We start from the raw sequence: 17,784 nt of genomic DNA on the forward strand, positions 1-17,784 counted from the left end.
ACGCCGGCCGCCGCTTCAACCGTCGCGCTTGTGAATAACGGGCATGAGCGGATAGGAGCCGTCAATGGCCGATCCGCGCATCATAGACGTGACGCTCGACGAACGCACGATCCTGTGGCGCTCGGCCGATATCGAGCAGGAACGCCGCATCGCGATCTTCGACCTGCTCGAGGAAAACCGCTTCGCCCCCCAGCGCAAGCACCCCGACGGCTATGAAGGGCCCTACAAGCTCCACCTCCGCGTCGAGGAGGGCCGGCTGGCGCTGGAAATCCATCGCGCCGACGATTCGCACCTCGAGACGCTGGTTCTCGGCCTCGCCCGCTTCCGCCGCCCGATCCGCGACTATTTCGCGATCTGCGACAGCTATTACCAGGCGATCCGCAACGCCTCGCCTGCGCAGATCGAGACGATCGACATGGCCCGCCGCGGCATCCACAATCAAGCTGCCGAGCTGCTCCAGGAGCGGCTCGAGGGCAAGATCCATGTCGATTTCGACACCGCGCGCCGCCTGTTCACGCTAATCTGCGTGTTGCACATCAGGGGCTAGACGACGGCTGAGGGCGGGCCGACCAAGGGGGACGAGATGCTGATTTCAGATGCGCAGCGAGATATTGGGCGTGCCTATGTCGGGGGTGGCCCCGGCGTTATGGTCTCGGCACTCATCTGGTTCGTCGCTGCATTCGTCCAGCACAGCCAAGGAACAGGCGCCGCGTTCGCGGTCCTGTTTTTCGGCGGCATGTTCATCTTCCCGGCTTCCAAGCTGATTGCGCGCCTTGCGTTCCGCAGGGAAAATGAATCGCCGAACAATCCGCTCGGCATGACAGCGCTGGAAAGCACCATCGCGATGATTGGCGGGCTTCTCGCCGCCTGGCTGTTCCTGCCATCGCAGCCAGGATTGGTCTTCCCGCTCGCCGCGATCGCAGTCGGTACGCATTATGCGGTCTTCAAGACAGTCTATGGCGATCGCCTGTTTTGGGCGCTCGGCGGCATCGTCACCGCAATCGGGTTGTTCGACATCTTTGCCGCCCCGCTCCAGGGCGCCGTGGCATTGCTGGTTGCGATCGCCGAACTCGCCTTCGGAATCCTCCTGACGGCCCGCGCACTGCGCCCAGGCATAGGCGCACACACTGGCCGTTCACGCGCCTGACGGGTAGAGACTCGGCATATGAACGAAAACGCACGTGCACTGATCGATGCCGCCCGCGAGGCGGCGAAGAACGCCTATGCGCCTTATTCGAACTTCGCGGTCGGCGCCGCGGTGCTGCTCAGCGACGGCACCATCGTCACCGGCGCCAATTTCGAGAATGCGAGCTACGGCCTGTCGCTCTGCGCCGAGACAGTGGCGCTGGCGACGGTAAACGCCCAGGGCCGCTTCCGCGACGTCGTAGCGATCGGCGTGATCGGCGGCCGGATGGGCCATGCCGACACCGCGCCGGTCAGCCCGTGCGGGCGGTGCCGCCAGATCATCAACGAAGCGGCACAGGTCGGCGGGCGCGACCTGCCGGTCTATTGCGGCGGCGCGGCGGGCGACGCGATCGCCGCGTACAAGCTCTCTGAACTGCTCCCCCATGCGTTCGGACCAGCGGACCTCGGGCTCGTCGAGCCGCGCCCGGCCTGAACCCGTTGAACCAAATAGCCGTTGAGGCGTCGGTTCGGCCCCAGTCAAAACCGGAGCCGCGCATGACCGTCCGCAAGTTCGCCGTCGCAGACGCCCCGTTCGAACGCTCGCCCGGACAGGATGGCGACGTCTTCGCCGGAAATGTCATCGATCAGCGCGACGGCGCGCCGATCACCATCGGCTTCGGCCGCTACGGGCCCGACCAGCACATCGAAGAGACCCTCAAGGTGGACGACGTGATGATCGTGCTCGAAGGCCAGCTGTCGGTCTCATCCGATGCTGGCACAGTCATCGCGGGCCCGGGAGAAATCGTCCACATGCCCAAGGGCGACACCGTCACGATCCGCGCGCACGCGCACGGCGCGGTTACCGCCTACGTCACCTACCCGCACTGGCAGGAAGCCCTGGGCTGAGACGCGCGCCGCCGCCCCGAATCCACTTGCCTCCGCCGTCCAAGCTCTGCTCTGGTAGCGCTAACCGAGGAGATGCCATGAAGACGACGTACCGGAGCGCGCTCGCGCTGCCGATCCTGCTCGCCACGCCCGCATTCGCGCAGGATGCCCCGCTCCTTCATCCGATGTTCCAGGATCATGGCGTACTCCAGCGCGACCGGCCGATCGCAGTGTGGGGCGATGCGGCGGCGGGCGAGCGCGTGGAAGTGACGCTGGGGGATCGGAAGGCGCTGACGCGCGCCGACAAGGGCGGCCATTGGCGCACCGATCTTCCATCGATGCCCGCGGGCGGCCCGTACACGCTCTCCGCCGTCACGCGAGGCGGCAAGAGTCAGCGCGCCGAGGACATCATGATCGGCGACGTCTGGCTCTGCTCGGGCCAGTCGAACATGGAATATCCGGTCAGCGGCGTGCTGGGCGCGGCGGGCGAGATCGGCAAGGCGAACGATCCCGATCTGCGGCTGATGACGATCGAGAAGAAGACCAGGCTCAGCCCCGAGCGCCAGTTCCCCACGCCGGTCCAGTGGCAGCGGACCACGCCCGATACGGTTCGCGAATTCTCCGCGGCTTGCTACTTCATGGCACGCGATCTGCGCGCGTCGCAAAAGGTGCCGATGGGACTGATCGATGCGACCTGGGGCGGCACCGCGATCAACGCCTGGCGTCCCGAAAGCGCGCTGGCAAAGGATCCGGCCGCGGCGCAGGATCTCGCGCTTTTCCGCGTCTATCGCGCCGATCCGGCCGAGGCGAGCAGGCAGTTCGGCGAGCGCTGGATGGCATGGTATCGCGGCAAATCGGGCGATGCTGCCGGCACCGAGCCGTGGCAGGCCGACGCGCCCGGCGAGTGGCGCGCATTGCCGTCGTTCGACGCCTGGGAGAAATGGGGCGTCGCCGAACTGGCGCAGTATAACGGCATGCTCTGGTACCGCACCGAAGTGACGCTGACGGCGGAACAGGCGGCCAAGAGCGCCAGGCTCGCGCTCGGCCCCGCCGACGATATGGACGCTAGCTTCGTCAACGGCGTGCCGGTGGGCGTGACCTACGCCTGGGGCGTGCCGCGGCTCTACGCACTCGCGCCGGGCACGCTCAAGGCCGGCCGCAACGTCATCGCCGTGGGCGTACTCGACACCTGGGCCGAGGGAGGGCTGCTCGGCACCGCCGACCAGCGCGCGATCCGCTTCGCCGACGGCACCAGCGTGCCGCTGGCGGGCCCCGAAGGCTGGCGCTGGCGCCGTGCCCCCGCCGGCGTGGACGATCCGCCGCACGCGCCGTGGGAGGCGATCGCCGGCTTTTCGGGGATTTACAATGCGATGATCGCCCCGATCGGGCCCTATGGCCTGCGCGGCGCGGCCTGGTACCAGGGCGAGGCGGATGCCGGTTCGCCCGACGGCTACGCAGAGAGGCTCGGCAGCATGATGGCGGCGTGGCGCGGTCAGTTCGGCAAGCCTGACCTGCCCTTCCTCATCGCCCAGCTCTCGGGCTGGGGACCCCGCGTGCCCAAGCCGGTCGAAAGCGGCTTTTCGCAAATCCGCGACGAGCAGCGCCAGGCCGTCGCCGCCGATGCCCATGCCGCGCTCGCCGTCACGGTCGATCTCGGCGACGTCGTCGACATCCACCCCGCCAACAAGCTCGATGTCGGCCACCGCCTCGCCCGGGGCGCCGAGGCGCTGACCTATGGCGGCAAGGCCTCGCCTTCAGGCCCTTGGCCGGTAGAGGCGCGGTTCGAGGGCGCGGTCGTGCGCGTCCGCTTCACCGGCGCCGACAAGGGGCTGGTGACGTACAGCGCCGCGCAGCCGATCGGCTTCGAACTCTGCGGCACTGCTCCCGGCAGCTGCCGCTTCGCCACGGCCACGCTCGCGGGAAGCGACGTGCTGGTGGCTGTGGGCACCGGCGCTGCGGATCGGGTGCGCTTCTGCTGGGGCGACAGCCCGATCTGCAATCTCTACGACGACACCGGCCTTCCAGCGACACCGTTCGAATTGCCGGTTCGTTAGCCCTTGCGGAGTGCCGCGCTTCCCGCGAAACGAGTGTCCCATCTCGTCCGGAGTCCCGAATGATCCTTTCCGACCGCTGGATCTCGCGAACACGCCCTCGCCACCGGCATGATCGAGCCGTTCGTCGAGGCGCAGCGGCGCGAGGGTTGCATCAGCTACGGCCTGTCGTCCTACGGCTACGACGCGCGCGTCGCCGATGAGTTCAAGATCTTCACCAATGTCGATAGCGCCGTGGTCGATCCCAAGGATTTCGCCGCGAACAGCTTCGTCGATCGCAAGACCGATGTGTGCATCATCCCGCCCAACAGCTTCGCGCTCGCCCGCACCGTCGAATATTTCCGCATCCCGCGCGACGTGCTCGTGATCTGCCTCGGCAAATCGACCTATGCGCGCTGCGGGATCATCGTCAACGTGACCCCGCTCGAGCCCGAATGGGAGGGCCACGTCACGCTCGAATTCTCGAACACCACGCCGCTGCCCGCGAAAATCTATGCCAATGAGGGCGCCTGCCAGTTCCTCTTCCTCAAGGGCAACCAGCCCTGCGAGACGAGCTATGCCGATCGTGCGGGCAAATATATGGGCCAGCGCGGCGTGACTCTCCCGCGGCTGTGAGACGGTAATTCAAGGCCCTGCATCGGGCAGTCAGACGGAACGCAATCAGCGCGCGCTGAATTGCACCGCGTCGAGTCTGCTCAGGCCGCGCTGCGCGAGCGCATGCGAACCGGCGGTCTGATCAATGCTGATGTCCATCAGCACGTCGTCCCTGCTCAGCACCTTGGTGTAGAGGTTGCGCGCCTCTCCCGTGCGGCCGGTCTTGGCATAGACGGCAGCGAGATTGAGCAGCAGCTCGGGACGGCCCGGATGGATGCGCAACTCCGCGAGAAGCTTCGATTCGGCCTGCGAGTAGTCGCCCTGCGCAATCTGTGTGCTGGCGACGGCGCTGTCCTGCGCCTGGGCCGGGAGTGCCGCAATCAGAGGTGCGGCGGCGAGGACAATAAGACCAATACGCATGGCATCCTCCACGAATCATTGCATCACGGTGACTCTTCCGTGACATCTTAATGACTCTTGTGTGACACTTTCGTTGCATATGATCAATTGCGCAAATTGCACGCGCAAAAGAAAGGCGGCCCCGAAGGACCGCCTTTCCGAAGTTTCCAGGGCAGCGCCGAAGCGCGACCTGTCAGAAGTCGTTGCGATACTGCTCGTTGCCGACGAAGCCGAGCTTGCTCACGTTCGCACGCTTGACGATCGCGAGCACGCGATCGACCACGTCGTAACGCGCCTGCGGATCGGGCTGGAAGTGCAGCTCGGGCTCCGGATCCTGCTGGAGCGAAGCATCGAGATACTGACGCAGCGTCACATCGTCGATCTGCACGCTGTTCCAGAACACGTTGCCGTCCGCGTCGATGTACAGCTTGTTCTTCTGCGGCTCCACCGGAGGCGCGGATTGGTTGCTGTTCTGCGGAAGATCGACCTTCACCGCGTGCGTCTGGATCGGGATGGTGATGATGAACATGATGAGCAGAACGAGCATGACGTCGATCAACGGCGTCGTGTTCAGTTCCATCATCGGCTGGCCGTCTTCCTGGCCACCGCTCATTGCCATGTAGAAAACTCCTTTGAATCGGTCATCGTCACATCCGGGTCGTGGTCGCGCCGGGCGGGGTTCGGAAATGAAGCCCACCTTCACGAAACCAGCCATCTGCATCGTGTAGATCGTGGCGCCGATGCAGCGATACGGCGTGTTCACGTCGCCGCGGATATGCACTTCGGGAAGCTCGAGACCGGCGGCATTGATGCCGCCCTGGCGATCGATTTCCTTCTTGAGCTTCTCGACGCCGCGGTCGAGCAGTTCCTGGTGGCTCACCTTGGTCATGCCCCAGTAAACCTGGCACTGCCCGCCGGCACCCGTCACCGAAAGCGCCACATTCTCGGGCTTGGTGGTTGTCGGTTCGAACTGCACCTTGGGAAGTGCGAGATCGATGGTCTGGATCACCACGGGAACGGCGATCAGGAAGATGATCAGGAGCACCAGCATCACGTCCACCATCGGGGTCGTGTTGATGTCCGACATCGGTGCGTCGTCGCCGCTTTCGCCTACGCTCATCGCCATTGGGCGCTATCCTATCCTTCTATCTCGCCACAGGGTCTTGACCTGCGGCGAAGGGCCGCGCGCCGAAACGCACGGCCCGATGCGTTCAGCTTATGCGCGGGTCTGCACGCCACCGGCCTGGCCGGCGGTCGTGGTGGTGCCGGCCGGCTTGGCGCCGGTTGCCGGAGCGCCAACCTTCTTGACTTCGGGGCGGACGCGGCCGTCCGAAGCCAGGAAGCCGAGCACGTCGTTCGAGAACGCGTTCAGATTCTCTGCGATCGCCTTGTTGCGGCGCTGCAGGAAGTTGTACGCGAGCACGGCGGGAACCGCGACGACCAGACCGAGCGCGGTCATGATCAGCGCTTCGCCGACCGGGCCGGCGACGGCGTCGATCGATGCCTGACCTGCCGCACCGATCTTGATCAGCGCGCGGTAGATGCCGATGACGGTACCGAACAGGCCGATGAACGGCGCGGTGGCGCCGGTCGTCGCGAGGAACGCGAGACCGCCGTTGAGCGACGAATTGATCGTCGCTTCCGAGCGGGCGAGCGAGCCGTGCAGCCAGTCATGGGCCTCGACGGGATCGGTGAGCTCCTTGTACTGCTCCTGGGCCTGCAGGCCGTCGTCGACGATCTGGCGATAGGCCGAGTTCTTCTCGAGCTTCGCCGCGCCTTCGCGCAGGCTGTTCGACGACCAGAAGCCGGCGCGGACGCGCTTGGCCTGGTTCATGATCTTCTGCTGCTCGAACAGCTTGGTGAACAGGATGTAGAGCGAGACGAAGAGCATCAGCACCAGGATGCCGAACACCGTCTGGGAGATGAGGCCGCCCTCACGGAGCGCGGGGAGCAGGCCGTACGGGTTTTCGCCCTTGGGCGCCGCAGCGGCGAGAATGGTGGTGAGCATTGTCGGTTCTTTCCTCTAAATAGATAGCGCTTGTTCCACACTCCGGCGCGCCGAGGAGCGGCGCGCCGGCCACTCAATCAGTTCTTCGGCAGTTCCCAGCGGAAGCGGCTGGAAAACGTCGCCGGGATCTTGTTTCCGCCGGCGTCTTCTGCAGGCGTGAAACGCGCACGGCGCCGCAGCAGCGAGCAGGCGGTGCTGTCGAGAACCGACGAACCGCTGGACGATGTTACCTGACAGTCGGTCACCTTGCCGCTGCCATCGACCGAAAGGCGGAAGCCCGTCGTTCCCTGCTGCTCGGCGCGGATGGCGGCCGCCGGATAATCGTCGTTGGTCACCCAGCTGCCCGGAGGCGTGCGGGGCTTGAGCTGCTTTGCGACGCGCGGCGGTGCCGGCGGCTGCGGCGGCGCCGGAGGCGCAGGCGGAGCCGGTGGCGTGATCGGCGGCTGAGGTGGAATAGTCGAGGTGACGCTCATCGGCGGCGACGGCACCTGGACCTGCACCTGGGCCGGCGGCACCACGACCTGAGTCGGGGGCGGCGGCACGGGGCTGTCCGGCGGCGGCGGCGGCGGCGGCACTTCCTCGGGCGGGGGCGGCGGCTCTTCGACCTCGAAGGTCTTCAGCTCTTCCGCCTTCTTTTTGATATATTGGTATGCCAAGCCCGTGACGAAGGCATATCCCATGCCAGCCACGATTATTGCGACGACTACGATCGCAACGAACCGGCTGCCACTTACATTCCGGTCAGCGTAAGCCATTCGGCAACGTCACTCCTCTAATCTTGGCGACCCTGAGCGCCGGAATGTTCCGCGCACAAGCCCGTCCGCCGTTCGCTTGCTTGCGTCGGTGCGGCAGAGCGCGAGTCTCTATCGCGGGCTTTCGGGGTACGCAAACGCTTTGTCGGACAAACCGCGCCTACCGGCTCTCGATGACGGAATTATTTCTGTATAAGAACGCCGCGATCCGGTAACGGAAGAGCATGATCCGCGTCTCTTTGATGGCCTTTTGTTGCGCGTTATCCTTAACCGCGCCTGCCCAATCCGCCCCGCAACCCACGCAAAACCAAGCTTCTGCGGCAACTGTATTGCCCAGCTATGCCACTGTTGCGGGCCTGGTGTTGGGCGCGCCTCTGATCTTGGATGCGCGTATTCGCAGCGCCGTGCGGATCAAGGGGCCCGAAGCGGCAAATGTCGCGCCCGGGAGGGCCAGATTCTATGTCGAGGCCGATGTCACGGCACTGATTCGGGGCTCCGGGGGTTGCGCAGAGAATCGGGTACGTCGTCGATCTGCCCCTCGATCAGCGCGGACGCGAGCCCAAACTCAAGAAGCAGCGCGTGCTCCTGTTCGCCCGCGCCGTCGCCAACCGGCCCGATCAGGTCCAGCTCGCCAATCTCGACGGCCAACGCACATATTCGCCCGAACTCGACGCCCTGGTGCGCGGAATCGTGCGCGAGACGATCGCCGGAGACGCACCGCCGGCGATCACCGGCGTCGGCAATGCGTTCCACGTCCCCGGTTCGCTGCCCGGCGAGGGCGAAACCCAGGTATTCCTGCAGACCGCCGGCGGCGCGCCGGTGTCGCTCCAGATCCTGCGCCGCCCCGGCGAACAGCCACGCTGGTCTGTCTCATTAGGGGACATTGTCGACGAGATCGGCCGGGCCGCCCCAGCCGAACACGTTGCTCTGGTACCGCCTCGCCTGCGGATTGCCGCGCCAATTGCCGGCGGGCAGCATCGAATCGGGCGATCCCGCCAATGCGGCAGTCGCACGGCAGGACTATGAACTCGTCCTGCACGCGCTGGGGCCCTGCACCTGAGCTGAGGTCAGCGCCTTTTTGGATCGGGTTGATTCGCTTTCTCCGTTCGCCCTGAGCTTGTCGAAGGGCCGCTCTGTCTTCGCGCGGCCCCCGAACGAGGACGGTGCTTCGACAAGCTCAGCACGAACGGAAAGCGGCGATCGCGCTCAGCGCCGGTGGCGCACCATGTTGATGCCGATCGATTCGCCCTGTTCGGCGATCGCCAGCTTGACGATGCGCACCTCCACGCGCTGAACGCGCGCGTCCGAGACGAACAGAGTCTCGCAGACATGCTCGGCGACTGCCTCGATCAGCGTGAAGTGCACGTCCTTGGGCAGCGCGGTGGTCGCGGCGTGCTTGAGATCGATATAGCTCTTGGAGGCGCTGAGCGGCGTATCGGGTGCGAAGCGCTCGGGCATGTCGATATCGACGGTCACCGAGATTCTGCAGCGGCTGCGGCAGATGCGTCTCTTCGGAATAGATGCCGGTCAGCACCTCTACTTCGAGGTCGTGCACCTGGAGCTGGAGCAGATCGCGCAATTAACGGCCTTTCGTGGAAACCGCGCTCCCTTAAGGGTGGGAAGTGCCGGGCGCCATCCATTAATCCTTGCGTGCGCGCGCAGCGACGCTAAAGCGCGCGGCCCCGGCGAGCGCGCCGGATGGTTGCAGGGAATGGACGTGATCGCATTGGTGCCGCTGGCTGCTGTCGACCCCCTGGCCGTGGAGGCGCTGCTCGACCGCGCCTTCGGCCCGGGCCGACGCACGCGCACCGCATACAAGATCCGCGCCGGCACCCTGCCCGTTCCCGAGCTGAGCTTCGCCGCGCTCGATGCCGGGGGCACGCTGCTCGGCACGATCCAGTGCTGGCCGGTCGAGCTCGCCTGCGACGACGGCGGAATCGTTCCGCTGGTGATGGTCGGCCCCGTTGCCGTCGAGCCCGATCGGCAGCAGGGCGGCATCGGCCGCGCGCTGATGGAGCGGATGCTCGAAGCGGTTCCGGGCTGCTCGTCCGAGGGGTGCGATTCGCTGATGCTGGTCGGCGATCCCGAATATTATGGCCGCTTCTTCGGCTTCACCGCCGATCGTACCGCCGGCTGGCGCCTGCCCGGGCCGTTCGAGCCGCATCGCCTGCTCGCCCGCGGCGACGGGGTGCCCGATTGCGCGGGCGCTCTGGGCCCACGCGTCCGCCAAGCTGCTTGAGGGGGCACGCGCTCGCCTAACGAGCTTGGATGCCCGCGCCGCCGCCCCCGATTTCGCCAGCCTGTCTCTCGCGGAGATCGCACGGCTGGCCGAAGAGAATCGCCTGCCGCCGGTCGAGAGCTGGAACCCCGAGCATTGCGGCGACAGCGAAATGCGAGATCGCACGCGACGGGACCTGGTATCATCAGGGCTCGCCGATCGGCCGTGCGCCCATGGTACGCCTGTTCTCGACCATCCTCCGCCGCGAACCCGACGGCCGCTTCGTGCTCGTCACGCCGGCGGAAAAGCTCGACATCGATGTGGAAGACGCACCCTTCACTGCTGTCGAGATGAAGGTCGAGGGCGAAGGCGAGGCGCTGAAGCTCGCCTTCCGGCTCAACACCGGCGATCTCGTCACTGCGGGTCCCGAGCATCCGCTGCGATTCGAGGAGCGTGGGGACGGCCCCCGCCCCTATCTCCATGTCCGCGGCGGGCTGGAGGCGCTGATCGCACGGCCGGTCTATTACGAGCTCGCCGGTATCGCGCTCGCCAATGACGGCGCGCCGCACGGCGTATGGAGCAACGGCGCCTTCTTCGCACTGGAACCGCGGCCATGAGCCTCGCCGATCGGCTGCGTGCCGCGCTCGACGCTCCGCATGGCGAGGAAACCATCTTCCTCCCCGGCGACCATTTCGATTTCGACCCCGAGATCGCCGGCCAGCCCGCCGCGGTTTTGATCGCGATCACCAATCGCGCCGAACCGGGAATCATCCTCACCCAGCGCACCGAGACGCTACGCCGCCATCCCGGTCAGGTGGCCTTTCCCGGCGGCCGGATCGATCCCGGCGACGACGGCCCGGTCGGTGCCGCGCTGCGCGAAGCCGAAGAGGAAATCGCCCTCCCCGCCTCCGCAGTCGAGGTGGTCGGCACCGCGGACCTCTATCGGACGGTGACCGGCTATGAAGTCACGCCCGTCGTCGGCGTCGTGCCGCCTGACCTGGCATTGATCCCCGCGGAGGCGGAGGTCGCCGCCGTTTTCGAAGTCCCGCTCGCCTTCCTGCTAAACACCGCCAATCATGTCGAGGCGACCGCGCAATATCAGGGCCGTGAACGGCATTATTACGAGATACTCTGGGGTGAACGCCGGATCTGGGGGGCAACCGCGGCCATGATCGTCAATCTTTCACGGCGGCTGCGATGGGCGGCATGATCCTTCCCGAGGCCGAATGGCGGCACCGCGACGGGCTCGATCGGCTCGTCGAGGTGCTGGGCGACACCCGCTTCGTCGGCGGCTCGGTGCGCGACACCTTGCTCGGAATCCCCGTTTCGGACGTCGATCTCGCCACGCCGCTCGCGCCCGGGCGGGTGCTCGAATTGCTCAAGGCGGCCGGCATCCGCGCGGTGCCGACCGGGATCGATCATGGCACCATCACCGTGGTGCTCGAAAGCGGGCCGGTCGAAGTCACGACGCTGCGCCGCGACGTCTCCACCGACGGCCGCCGCGCCACGGTCGCCTTCACCGACGACTGGCGCGAGGACGCTGCGCGCCGCGACTTCACGATGAACGCACTCTACGCCGATCCCCTGACCGGCGAGATATTCGACTATTTCGGCGGGATCGCCGATCTCGATGCGCGCCATGTCCGTTTCATCGGCGATCCGTTCAAGCAGAATCGCCGAGGACCATCTCCGCATCCTGCGCTTCTTCCGCTTCCTCGCCCGATTCGGTGATCAGGCCGATCCCGCGGGGCTCGACGCCTGTACCGCGCGCGCGAAGGACCTGATGGCGCTGTCGCGCGAGCGGATTCGCGACGAATTGCTCAAGCTCCTGGTCGCGCGGGATGCCGTGCGCGTTATCCGCCTGATGATCGAGCGCGGCATATTGGAGCCGGTCCTTCCCGAAATCGTCTCGGCCGATCTGCTCGCCCACCTTTGGGAACGCGAAACCGCCACCGGAATCCTCCCGGATCCGATCCGGCGGCTCGCCGCAGTGCTGCCGCGCGACGGCGCGGCCGCCGACCAGATCGGCGCGCGGCTCAAGCTCTCGAACGCCGAACGCAAGCGTCTCGTCGCGGCGACGGGCGAGCCGTTGGAGGCGCCCAAGCCCCTCGCTTACCGACTGGGCAGGGAAACCGCACTCGACCGGTTGCTCCTCTCGAACCGCGACATCGCACAGATCGAGGAGATCAAGTCCTGGGAAGCGCCGCGCCTTCCGCTGAGCGGCGGCGCACTGGTCGCACGCGGGCTCGCCAGGGGCCCGGACGTCGCCCGCGCGCTGCGCGCAGTCGAGGATCGCTGGATCGCGGAAGGGTTCCCCGGCGAGGAGCGCGCCGCTGCGCTTGCCGACGAAGTGGTCGCTCAGGCCTTGCTGGCGAGCAGCAGCGAATAGGCCTCGGCCTCAGGCAGCGGCCGTGCATAGAGATAGCCCTGGCCATAAGTGCAGCCGAGCGCGGCGAGCGTCTGGGCGAGCTCGTTGGTCTCGATCCCCTCCGCAGTGGTCTGCATGCCCAGCGCCTGCGCGAGGCTGAGGATCGCACGCACGATCGCGATCTTGTCGCGATCGGCGAGCATGCCCGAGATGAAGCTGCGGTCGATCTTGAGCAGGTCGATCGGCAGCTTCTGGAGATAAGCGAGGTTCGAATAGCCCGTGCCGAAATCGTCCATCGCCAGCGTGGCGCCCAGATCCTTGAGCGCCAGCATCGTCCGGCTGATCCGATCCGGATCGCTGACGATCGCGCTTTCGGTGAGTTCCAGCGTGAGGCGCGTGCCCGACACGCCATATTGCTCGAGCGCCGCCTGGACCATCTCGGGGATCCGGTCGCGCTGGAGCTGGATCGCCGACAAGTTGACAGCGATCTTGACACCATCGTCGCCGCCGATTGCGGCATCCCACGCCGCCAGCGTCCGCGCCGCTTCCTCCATCGCCCAGCGGCCGAGCGGGATGATCAGGCCCGATTCCTCGGCGACAGGAATAAATTCGTCGGGCGAGATCGCGACGCCGTTCTCGTTGGTCCAGCGCGCCAGCGCCTCGAACGAAATGATCTTGCCCGATCCCAGATCGCAGATCGGCTGATAGGCCAGGGTCATCTGGCCGTTCTCGATCGCGCGCCGCAGCTCGGTCTCGACGCTGAACTGCTCGCGGGCGATGTCGAATGCCCGGATGTGATAGACTTCGGTCCGCCCGCTGGTCTTGGCGCGCTTCACGGCGAACTGGGCGTGACGGATCAGATCCTCGGGCTCGCCCTTGTTGTCGGCGCCCAATGCGATGCCGATCGAGCAATCGACGCGAATCTCGAAATCGGAGAGCTTGAACGGGGTGGCGAGCGCCGCCTGGATGCGCTTGGCGACGTGCAGCGCGTCGCCCGGCCCGTCGTCGAGCGTCAGCAGCACGCCGAATTCGTCGCCGCCCATCCGCGACAGGATGTCGCGGCCGCGAAGCGCACCTTGAGGCGGCGCGCGACCGAGATCAGCAGCTCGTCGCCGGCGAGGCCGCCCATGCAGGCATTGACGCGGCTGAAGCGATCGAGATTGACCACGAGTACCGCAAAGCTCTCGGCATTGTCGGTGGTGATCAGATCTTCGAGCTGATCGCTGAACCCGGCGCGATTCGGCAGGCCGGTGAGGCTGTCGGTCGCCATTTCGCGGCGCAGGCTGTGTTCGGTGCGCAGCTCGGAAGTCTGATCAACCAAGGTGACGAGGCACCGCGGAATGCAGCGATGCGCGGCGTGGCGCGCGAACAGGACGCGGAAATAGCGGCAATCGACTTCCTCGCCGAACTGCCACGCGATCTCGTGATGCGTCTCATCGGATTCGAGGAAGCGGCGAAGCTGGGTGCCGAGCAGGCGGATCAGCGGCGATTCACCCGCTACCGTCCCCAGCCCGCCCATCCGGAAGGGGCGGTTCAGCGCACCGAACTGGAACTTGCCATTCTCGAGCGTGACCATCACCGCCGGCACCGGCAGCAGATCGAGCATCGGCCCGGTCTCGAGCAGGTTTATGGCGCATGCGTCCGCATCCTCCGGAGCAAAGTCCACAGGCACGGCCGAAACTGGCTTGAGCTTACCAAACGCCATCGCGATGCGGGGCTAACCGGAATTGGTTAAGACCGACTGAAGCCAGCGGCTTTTCCCGCGCTTCTAGAAGCGGTTGTCGCGCGGGAAGCCGTTGGGCGCCATTCGCCCCGCCGCGCCGCGGGCTGCGCGCCAGGCCGACAGATCGGTTTCACTGCGCGTACGGCCGCTGTCGCCGCCCATCGGCCAGCTCAGCCCCTCCTCCATGCGGAAGGTCTTGGCGTCGGAGAGCCCGCCGTCGCGGTAGCGCTGGAGCTGCACCCCTGCCCGCGCGCCAGCTCGGCGACTTCGGAAAGCGGGAAGACCAGCATCTTCCGATTGTCGCCGATCGCCGCCACCGCATCGTCGCCGGGTGCGATCGGGCGGACCAGCTTGAGCTGTGCGCCGGCGCGCGGCGTCACCACCTGCTTGCCCTTGCGCGTCTCGGCGACGACATCGGCGGCGTTGACCACGAAACCACGGCCGTCAGTCGCGGCCACCAGCAGCTTCGCCGCGGCGCTCGCGGGCAGCAGCGCGATGATCTGCCGCTCGCCTTCCAGATCGACCATCAGCCGCACCGGTTCGCCGAAGCCGCGCCCGCCGGGCAATTTGTCGCCGCCCAACGTGTAGAAACGGCCATTGTCGGTGGCGAGCAGCAATTTGTCGGTGGTCTGCGCGTGGAAAGCGAAATGCGGGCCGTCGCCTTCCTTGAACTTCAGCGTCTCGGCCGACGCCAGCTCGACATGCCCGCGCATCGCCCGAATCCAGCCGCGCTGCGACAGGATCACGGTGATCGGCTCGCGCTCGATCATCGCCTCGAGCGGGATCTCGCGGGTCGGGCCTGCCTCGCGGATCGCGGTCCGGCGCGCGCCGAGCGGGGTTTCGAGCCCATAGCGCTCGATCATCTTGCCGAGATCACGCTTCATCCGCGTGCGCTGGCGCGCGTCGGACGAGAGCAAAAGCTCCAGCTCGGCCTGTTCCTTCTGCAGTGCCTCCTGCTCGCGGCGCAGCTCCATCTCCTCCAGCCGGCGCAGCGAGCGCAGCCGCATATTGAGGATCGCCTCGGCCTGGCGATCGGTGAGCTGGAATTCGGCCATCATCACCGGCTTGGGCTCATCCTCGCCGCGGATGATCTCGATCACCCGGTCGAGGTTGAGGAAGGCGATAATATAGCCCCCGACCAGCTCCAGCCGGTCGGCGATCTTGCTCAGCCGATGCTCGGAGCGCCGCCGCAGTACGACGAACTGGTGCTCGATCCAGGCGGCGATCGCCTCATGCAGGCTCATCACCCGCGGCGTGCGATGCTTGTCGAGCACGTTGAGGTTGAGCGGGACGCGCACTTCGAGATCGGAAAGCCGATAGAGGCTCTCCATCAGCGTATCAGCATCGACGGTGCGGCTACGCGGCTCGAGCACGATGCGGACATCGTCGGCCGATTCGTCGCGCACATCGCCGAGGATCGGCAGCTTCTTCTCGTTGATGAGATCGGCGATCCCCTCGATCAATTTGCCCTTCTGGACGCCGTACGGGATCTCGGAGACGATCAGGTGCCAGCCCCCGCCCTTCTCGACGACTTTCTCGATCTTCGCCCGCACCCGGAAGCCGCCACGCCCGGTGGCATAGCTTTCGGCAATCGCCGCGGGGCTGTCGACGACCACGCCGCCAGTCGGGAAATCGGGGCCGCTGACATAATCGAGCACGTTCGCCTGCGGATTGTCGATCAGCGCGACCGCAGCGTTCATGATCTCGGCGGCGTTGTGCGGCGGGATCGAGGTGGCCATGCCCACTGCGATACCTGCGGCGCCATTGGCGAGCAGATTGGGGAACAGCCCCGGGAACAGCTCGGGCTCTTCCTCTTCGCCGTTGTAGGTCAGACGGAAATCGACCGAATTCTCGTCGAGCCCGGCCATCAAATCGATCGCGACCTGAGTCAGCCGCGCCTCGGTGTAGCGATAGGCCGCGGCGTTATCACCGTCGATATTGCCGAAATTGCCCTGCCCGTCGACGAGCGGGTACCTGAGCGCAAAGGTCTGGGCGAGGCGAACCATCGCGTCATAGACCGACTGATCGCCATGCGGATGGTATTTGCCGATCACGTCGCCGACGACACGCGCGCACTTCTTGTAGCCGCTCGCCGGATCGAGCTTGAGCAGCCGCATCGCCCAGAGCAGCCGGCGATGCACCGGCTTCAGCCCGTCGCGAACATCGGGCAGCGAACGCGCCGTGATCGTCGACAGCGCATAGACCAGATAGCGCTCGGAAAGCGCGCTATCGAAGGGGACGTCAGTGGGACCGGAGGGTTCGAGAATTTCGGTGTCTAGGCTCATTGTAGCCCCGGACTAGCAGGCCCCGGGCGGCACGCAAAGCCGGGACGGGATCGAGATCAATCTGAAGCGACACCTTCTCTCTTCCGTCACCCCTGACCTGTTCCGGGGTCCACTCAGCCTCACCGGCTGATCTCTGGCCTCTTTCCTTGTCGATGCCTCCCGGGACCCCGAACACGTCCGGGGTGAACGCCAGTGGTGGCCGCCACGCTCGAATGTTCTAGACCGGTGCCGGCCGCTCGCGTCCGATCTCGCCGAGCAGCCATTCGCGGAAGCGCTTGATCTTGGGAACGTTGCGGCGGCTCTCCGGAGCGGCGAACCAATAGGCATAGCCGCGCGTCGAGACCTGCTCGAACGGCCGCACCAGCCGCCCCTCGGCGAGGTCGTTGCGCCAGAAGAACGGCGTGAGCATCGCCACGCCCTGCGCGGCCATCGCGGCGTGTCCCTCATGCGCCTGCGAGATCGAGGCGAACGCCGGGACGCGGCGGTCCATCGGGTACGTCGACGCCCGCCTCGCGCAGCCATACCGTCCACCACGGATCGTGCGGGCTGATCAGTTGCAGGCGCAGCAGGTCGGCGGGTTGCAGCGGGCCGTGGCGCGCGAGGAATTCGGGGCTCACCATCGGCGTGAAGTCGATCGCCATCAGCTGATCGGCGGCGAGACCCGGCCAGCCGCCGCGCCCCGCCCGGATCGCACAATCGGCGCCTCCGCCCTCGAGATCCACCAACGCATCGCTGGTCTCCAGCCGCACCGCCATTTCGGGATGGCCGATCTGGAAGCTGCCCAGCCGCCATGCGAGCCAGGTGTTGGCGAAGGTGTTCGACGTCGAGATGACCAGCAGCGCCTCGTCCTCGGCGCGGATATTGGCGAAGGCCGAGTCGATCGCGTCGAATGCGCGCGAAATCTGGGGCGCGGCACGCGTGCCTGCGTCCGTGAGCACCACGCGGCGCTTGTCGCGGCGGAACAGCGCCGCGCCCAGTCGCTCCTCGAGCAGCTTCACCTGATAGCTCACTGCCGCCTGTGTCATGCCCAGTTCCTCGGCGGCGCGGGTGAAATTGCCGTGGCGCGCGGCAGCTTCGAACACGCGGACGGCGGAAAGAGGCGGAAGGCGGCGCATCGCGCTATCATAAGGCCTGCTTATCACCTGAGTCCAACCATTTGTTGGCGCCGACTCCGATTAAGGCCCAGATGAAGGAGGCCAGCAGCACAGGAGAAACCGACATGGACCGCGATTACGCAAGCGCCGCCTGGGCCGACAACCATCACCATCTCAGCACGGCAATCCGCCGCTTTTTCAAAAGCATGACTCATGTATTCAAGCGCCTGAACGCCATCGAATACGACGCCCCCTGGCGGTACATGCGTCCGTGATTTCGCC

The 17,784-nt window shown here is 66.2% G+C and carries 15 protein-coding genes and 7 pseudogenes; 12 read left to right on the forward strand and 10 right to left on the reverse strand.

Features of this window, described 5'->3' with window-relative positions; translation table 11 throughout:
* Positions 1-64 precede the first annotated feature (64 nt).
* The 6 genes and pseudogenes from PIB19_RS06795 to dcd all read left to right on the forward strand — a co-directional run bounded on the left by PIB19_RS06795 (position 65) and on the right by dcd (position 4,676).
* A complete protein-coding gene (locus tag PIB19_RS06795; RefSeq protein WP_271240185.1) occupies positions 65-547 on the forward strand; it encodes a UPF0262 family protein in 483 nt (160 codons plus the stop codon).
* A gap of 99 nt (positions 548-646) precedes the next feature.
* On the forward strand, positions 647-1,147 hold the full coding sequence (locus tag PIB19_RS06800; protein ID WP_271240186.1) for a DUF7010 family protein: 501 nt from the start codon (positions 647-649) through the stop codon (positions 1,145-1,147).
* 18 nt (positions 1,148-1,165) lie between these two features.
* Entirely contained in the window at positions 1,166-1,618 is a 453-nt protein-coding gene (locus PIB19_RS06805) for a cytidine deaminase (RefSeq protein ID WP_271240187.1), read from the forward strand.
* A 62-nt stretch (positions 1,619-1,680) separates the two neighbouring features.
* The gene (locus tag PIB19_RS06810; RefSeq protein WP_271240188.1) at positions 1,681-2,031 is read left to right on the forward strand and encodes a hypothetical protein; all 351 of its coding nucleotides are present in this window, start codon (positions 1,681-1,683) and stop codon (positions 2,029-2,031) included.
* 77 nt (positions 2,032-2,108) lie between these two features.
* A complete protein-coding gene (locus PIB19_RS06815; RefSeq protein ID WP_271240189.1) occupies positions 2,109-4,064 on the forward strand; it encodes a sialate O-acetylesterase in 1,956 nt (651 codons plus the stop codon).
* A 59-nt stretch (positions 4,065-4,123) separates the two neighbouring features.
* Positions 4,124-4,676 (forward strand): annotated as a pseudogene (gene dcd, locus PIB19_RS06820) (dCTP deaminase).
* A 45-nt stretch (positions 4,677-4,721) separates the two neighbouring features.
* On the opposite strand, the gene PIB19_RS06825 reads toward dcd, so the two are convergent.
* From PIB19_RS06825 to PIB19_RS06845, 5 genes and pseudogenes are all read right to left on the reverse strand, one after another.
* Positions 4,722-5,075, reverse strand: a complete 354-nt coding sequence (locus tag PIB19_RS06825) for a tetratricopeptide repeat protein (protein WP_271240190.1) — start codon at positions 5,073-5,075, stop codon at positions 4,722-4,724.
* Positions 5,076-5,247: 172 nt separating this feature from the next.
* On the reverse strand, positions 5,248-5,673 hold the full coding sequence (locus tag PIB19_RS06830; protein ID WP_271240929.1) for an ExbD/TolR family protein: 426 nt from the start codon (positions 5,671-5,673) through the stop codon (positions 5,248-5,250).
* Between the two features lie 51 nt (positions 5,674-5,724).
* Positions 5,725-6,180 (reverse strand): annotated as a pseudogene (locus PIB19_RS06835) (ExbD/TolR family protein); the annotation flags it as partial.
* Positions 6,181-6,270: 90 nt separating this feature from the next.
* Complete coding sequence (locus tag PIB19_RS06840; RefSeq protein ID WP_056613673.1) at positions 6,271-7,062, reverse strand: MotA/TolQ/ExbB proton channel family protein; 792 nt, start codon at positions 7,060-7,062, stop codon at positions 6,271-6,273.
* Between the two features lie 77 nt (positions 7,063-7,139).
* Complete coding sequence (locus tag PIB19_RS06845) at positions 7,140-7,817, reverse strand: energy transducer TonB (RefSeq protein WP_271240191.1); 678 nt, start codon at positions 7,815-7,817, stop codon at positions 7,140-7,142.
* Positions 7,818-8,393: 576 nt separating this feature from the next.
* Between PIB19_RS06845 and PIB19_RS06850 the strand changes: the two genes are divergently transcribed.
* Positions 8,394-8,840 carry a hypothetical protein gene (locus PIB19_RS06850; RefSeq protein WP_271240192.1) on the forward strand — a complete coding sequence of 149 codons (447 nt, stop codon included), beginning with the start codon at positions 8,394-8,396 and terminating at the stop codon, positions 8,838-8,840.
* Between the two features lie 180 nt (positions 8,841-9,020).
* Here PIB19_RS06850 and PIB19_RS06855 read toward each other — a convergent pair.
* Positions 9,021-9,393 (reverse strand): annotated as a pseudogene (locus PIB19_RS06855) (dihydroneopterin aldolase).
* Positions 9,394-9,531: 138 nt separating this feature from the next.
* Between PIB19_RS06855 and PIB19_RS06860 the strand changes: the two are divergent.
* The 4 genes and pseudogenes from PIB19_RS06860 (at position 9,532) to PIB19_RS06875 (ending at position 12,421) form a co-directional block, all read left to right on the forward strand.
* Entirely contained in the window at positions 9,532-10,053 is a 522-nt protein-coding gene (locus PIB19_RS06860) for a GNAT family N-acetyltransferase (protein ID WP_271240193.1), read from the forward strand.
* Between the two features lie 25 nt (positions 10,054-10,078).
* Positions 10,079-10,649 (forward strand): annotated as a pseudogene (locus PIB19_RS06865) (DUF1285 domain-containing protein).
* Positions 10,646-11,242, forward strand: a complete 597-nt coding sequence (locus PIB19_RS06870; RefSeq protein WP_271240194.1) for a CoA pyrophosphatase — start codon at positions 10,646-10,648, stop codon at positions 11,240-11,242. The pseudogene PIB19_RS06865 and the gene PIB19_RS06870 overlap by 4 nt, the downstream one beginning before the upstream one ends.
* Positions 11,230-12,421: pseudogene (locus tag PIB19_RS06875) on the forward strand (CCA tRNA nucleotidyltransferase). The gene PIB19_RS06870 and the pseudogene PIB19_RS06875 overlap by 13 nt, the downstream one beginning before the upstream one ends.
* Here the strand turns inward: PIB19_RS06875 and PIB19_RS06880 are convergent.
* From PIB19_RS06880 to PIB19_RS06895, 4 genes and pseudogenes are all read right to left on the reverse strand, one after another.
* Positions 12,391-14,006 (reverse strand): annotated as a pseudogene (locus PIB19_RS06880) (putative bifunctional diguanylate cyclase/phosphodiesterase). The pseudogenes PIB19_RS06875 and PIB19_RS06880 sit on opposite strands and share 31 nt — an antisense overlap.
* 162 nt (positions 14,007-14,168) lie before the next feature.
* Positions 14,169-16,408: pseudogene (gene parC / locus PIB19_RS06885) on the reverse strand (DNA topoisomerase IV subunit A).
* A 217-nt stretch (positions 16,409-16,625) separates the two neighbouring features.
* On the reverse strand, positions 16,626-16,898 hold the full coding sequence (locus tag PIB19_RS06890; RefSeq protein WP_271240195.1) for a LysR substrate-binding domain-containing protein: 273 nt from the start codon (positions 16,896-16,898) through the stop codon (positions 16,626-16,628).
* Positions 16,852-17,523, reverse strand: a complete 672-nt coding sequence (locus tag PIB19_RS06895) for a LysR family transcriptional regulator (RefSeq protein ID WP_271240196.1) — start codon at positions 17,521-17,523, stop codon at positions 16,852-16,854. The genes PIB19_RS06890 and PIB19_RS06895 overlap by 47 nt, the downstream gene beginning before the upstream one ends.
* Positions 17,524-17,627: 104 nt before the next feature.
* On the opposite strand from PIB19_RS06895, the gene PIB19_RS06900 reads away from it, so the two are divergent.
* Positions 17,628-17,777 (forward strand): hypothetical protein, encoded by a 150-nt coding sequence (locus PIB19_RS06900; RefSeq protein ID WP_271240197.1) that lies wholly within the window; start codon positions 17,628-17,630, stop codon positions 17,775-17,777.
* Positions 17,778-17,784: the final 7 nt, after the last annotated feature.

Source organism: Sphingomonas sp. 7/4-4, from assembly GCF_027941955.1.
Lineage (GTDB): Bacteria > Pseudomonadota > Alphaproteobacteria > Sphingomonadales > Sphingomonadaceae > Sphingomonas.

Bases quoted from the DNA above. Each gene is read 5' to 3' on its own strand.
- PIB19_RS06795 (WP_271240185.1), top strand. From the start codon at position 65: ATGGCCGATCCGCGCATCATAGACGTGACGCTCGACGAACGCACGATC.
- PIB19_RS06800 (WP_271240186.1), top strand. From the start codon at position 647: ATGGTCTCGGCACTCATCTGGTTCGTCGCTGCATTCGTCCAGCACAGC.
- PIB19_RS06805 (WP_271240187.1), top strand. From the start codon at position 1,166: ATGAACGAAAACGCACGTGCACTGATCGATGCCGCCCGCGAGGCGGCG.
- PIB19_RS06810 (WP_271240188.1), top strand. From the start codon at position 1,681: ATGACCGTCCGCAAGTTCGCCGTCGCAGACGCCCCGTTCGAACGCTCG.
- PIB19_RS06815 (WP_271240189.1), top strand. From the start codon at position 2,109: ATGAAGACGACGTACCGGAGCGCGCTCGCGCTGCCGATCCTGCTCGCC.
- PIB19_RS06825 (WP_271240190.1), bottom strand. From the start codon at position 5,075: ATGCGTATTGGTCTTATTGTCCTCGCCGCCGCACCTCTGATTGCGGCA.
- PIB19_RS06830 (WP_271240929.1), bottom strand. From the start codon at position 5,673: ATGGCAATGAGCGGTGGCCAGGAAGACGGCCAGCCGATGATGGAACTG.
- PIB19_RS06840 (WP_056613673.1), bottom strand. From the start codon at position 7,062: ATGCTCACCACCATTCTCGCCGCTGCGGCGCCCAAGGGCGAAAACCCG.
- PIB19_RS06845 (WP_271240191.1), bottom strand. From the start codon at position 7,817: ATGGCTTACGCTGACCGGAATGTAAGTGGCAGCCGGTTCGTTGCGATC.
- PIB19_RS06870 (WP_271240194.1), top strand. From the start codon at position 10,646: ATGAGCCTCGCCGATCGGCTGCGTGCCGCGCTCGACGCTCCGCATGGC.
- PIB19_RS06890 (WP_271240195.1), bottom strand. From the start codon at position 16,898: ATGGACCGCCGCGTCCCGGCGTTCGCCTCGATCTCGCAGGCGCATGAG.
- PIB19_RS06895 (WP_271240196.1), bottom strand. From the start codon at position 17,523: ATGCGCCGCCTTCCGCCTCTTTCCGCCGTCCGCGTGTTCGAAGCTGCC.
- PIB19_RS06900 (WP_271240197.1), top strand. From the start codon at position 17,628: ATGGACCGCGATTACGCAAGCGCCGCCTGGGCCGACAACCATCACCAT.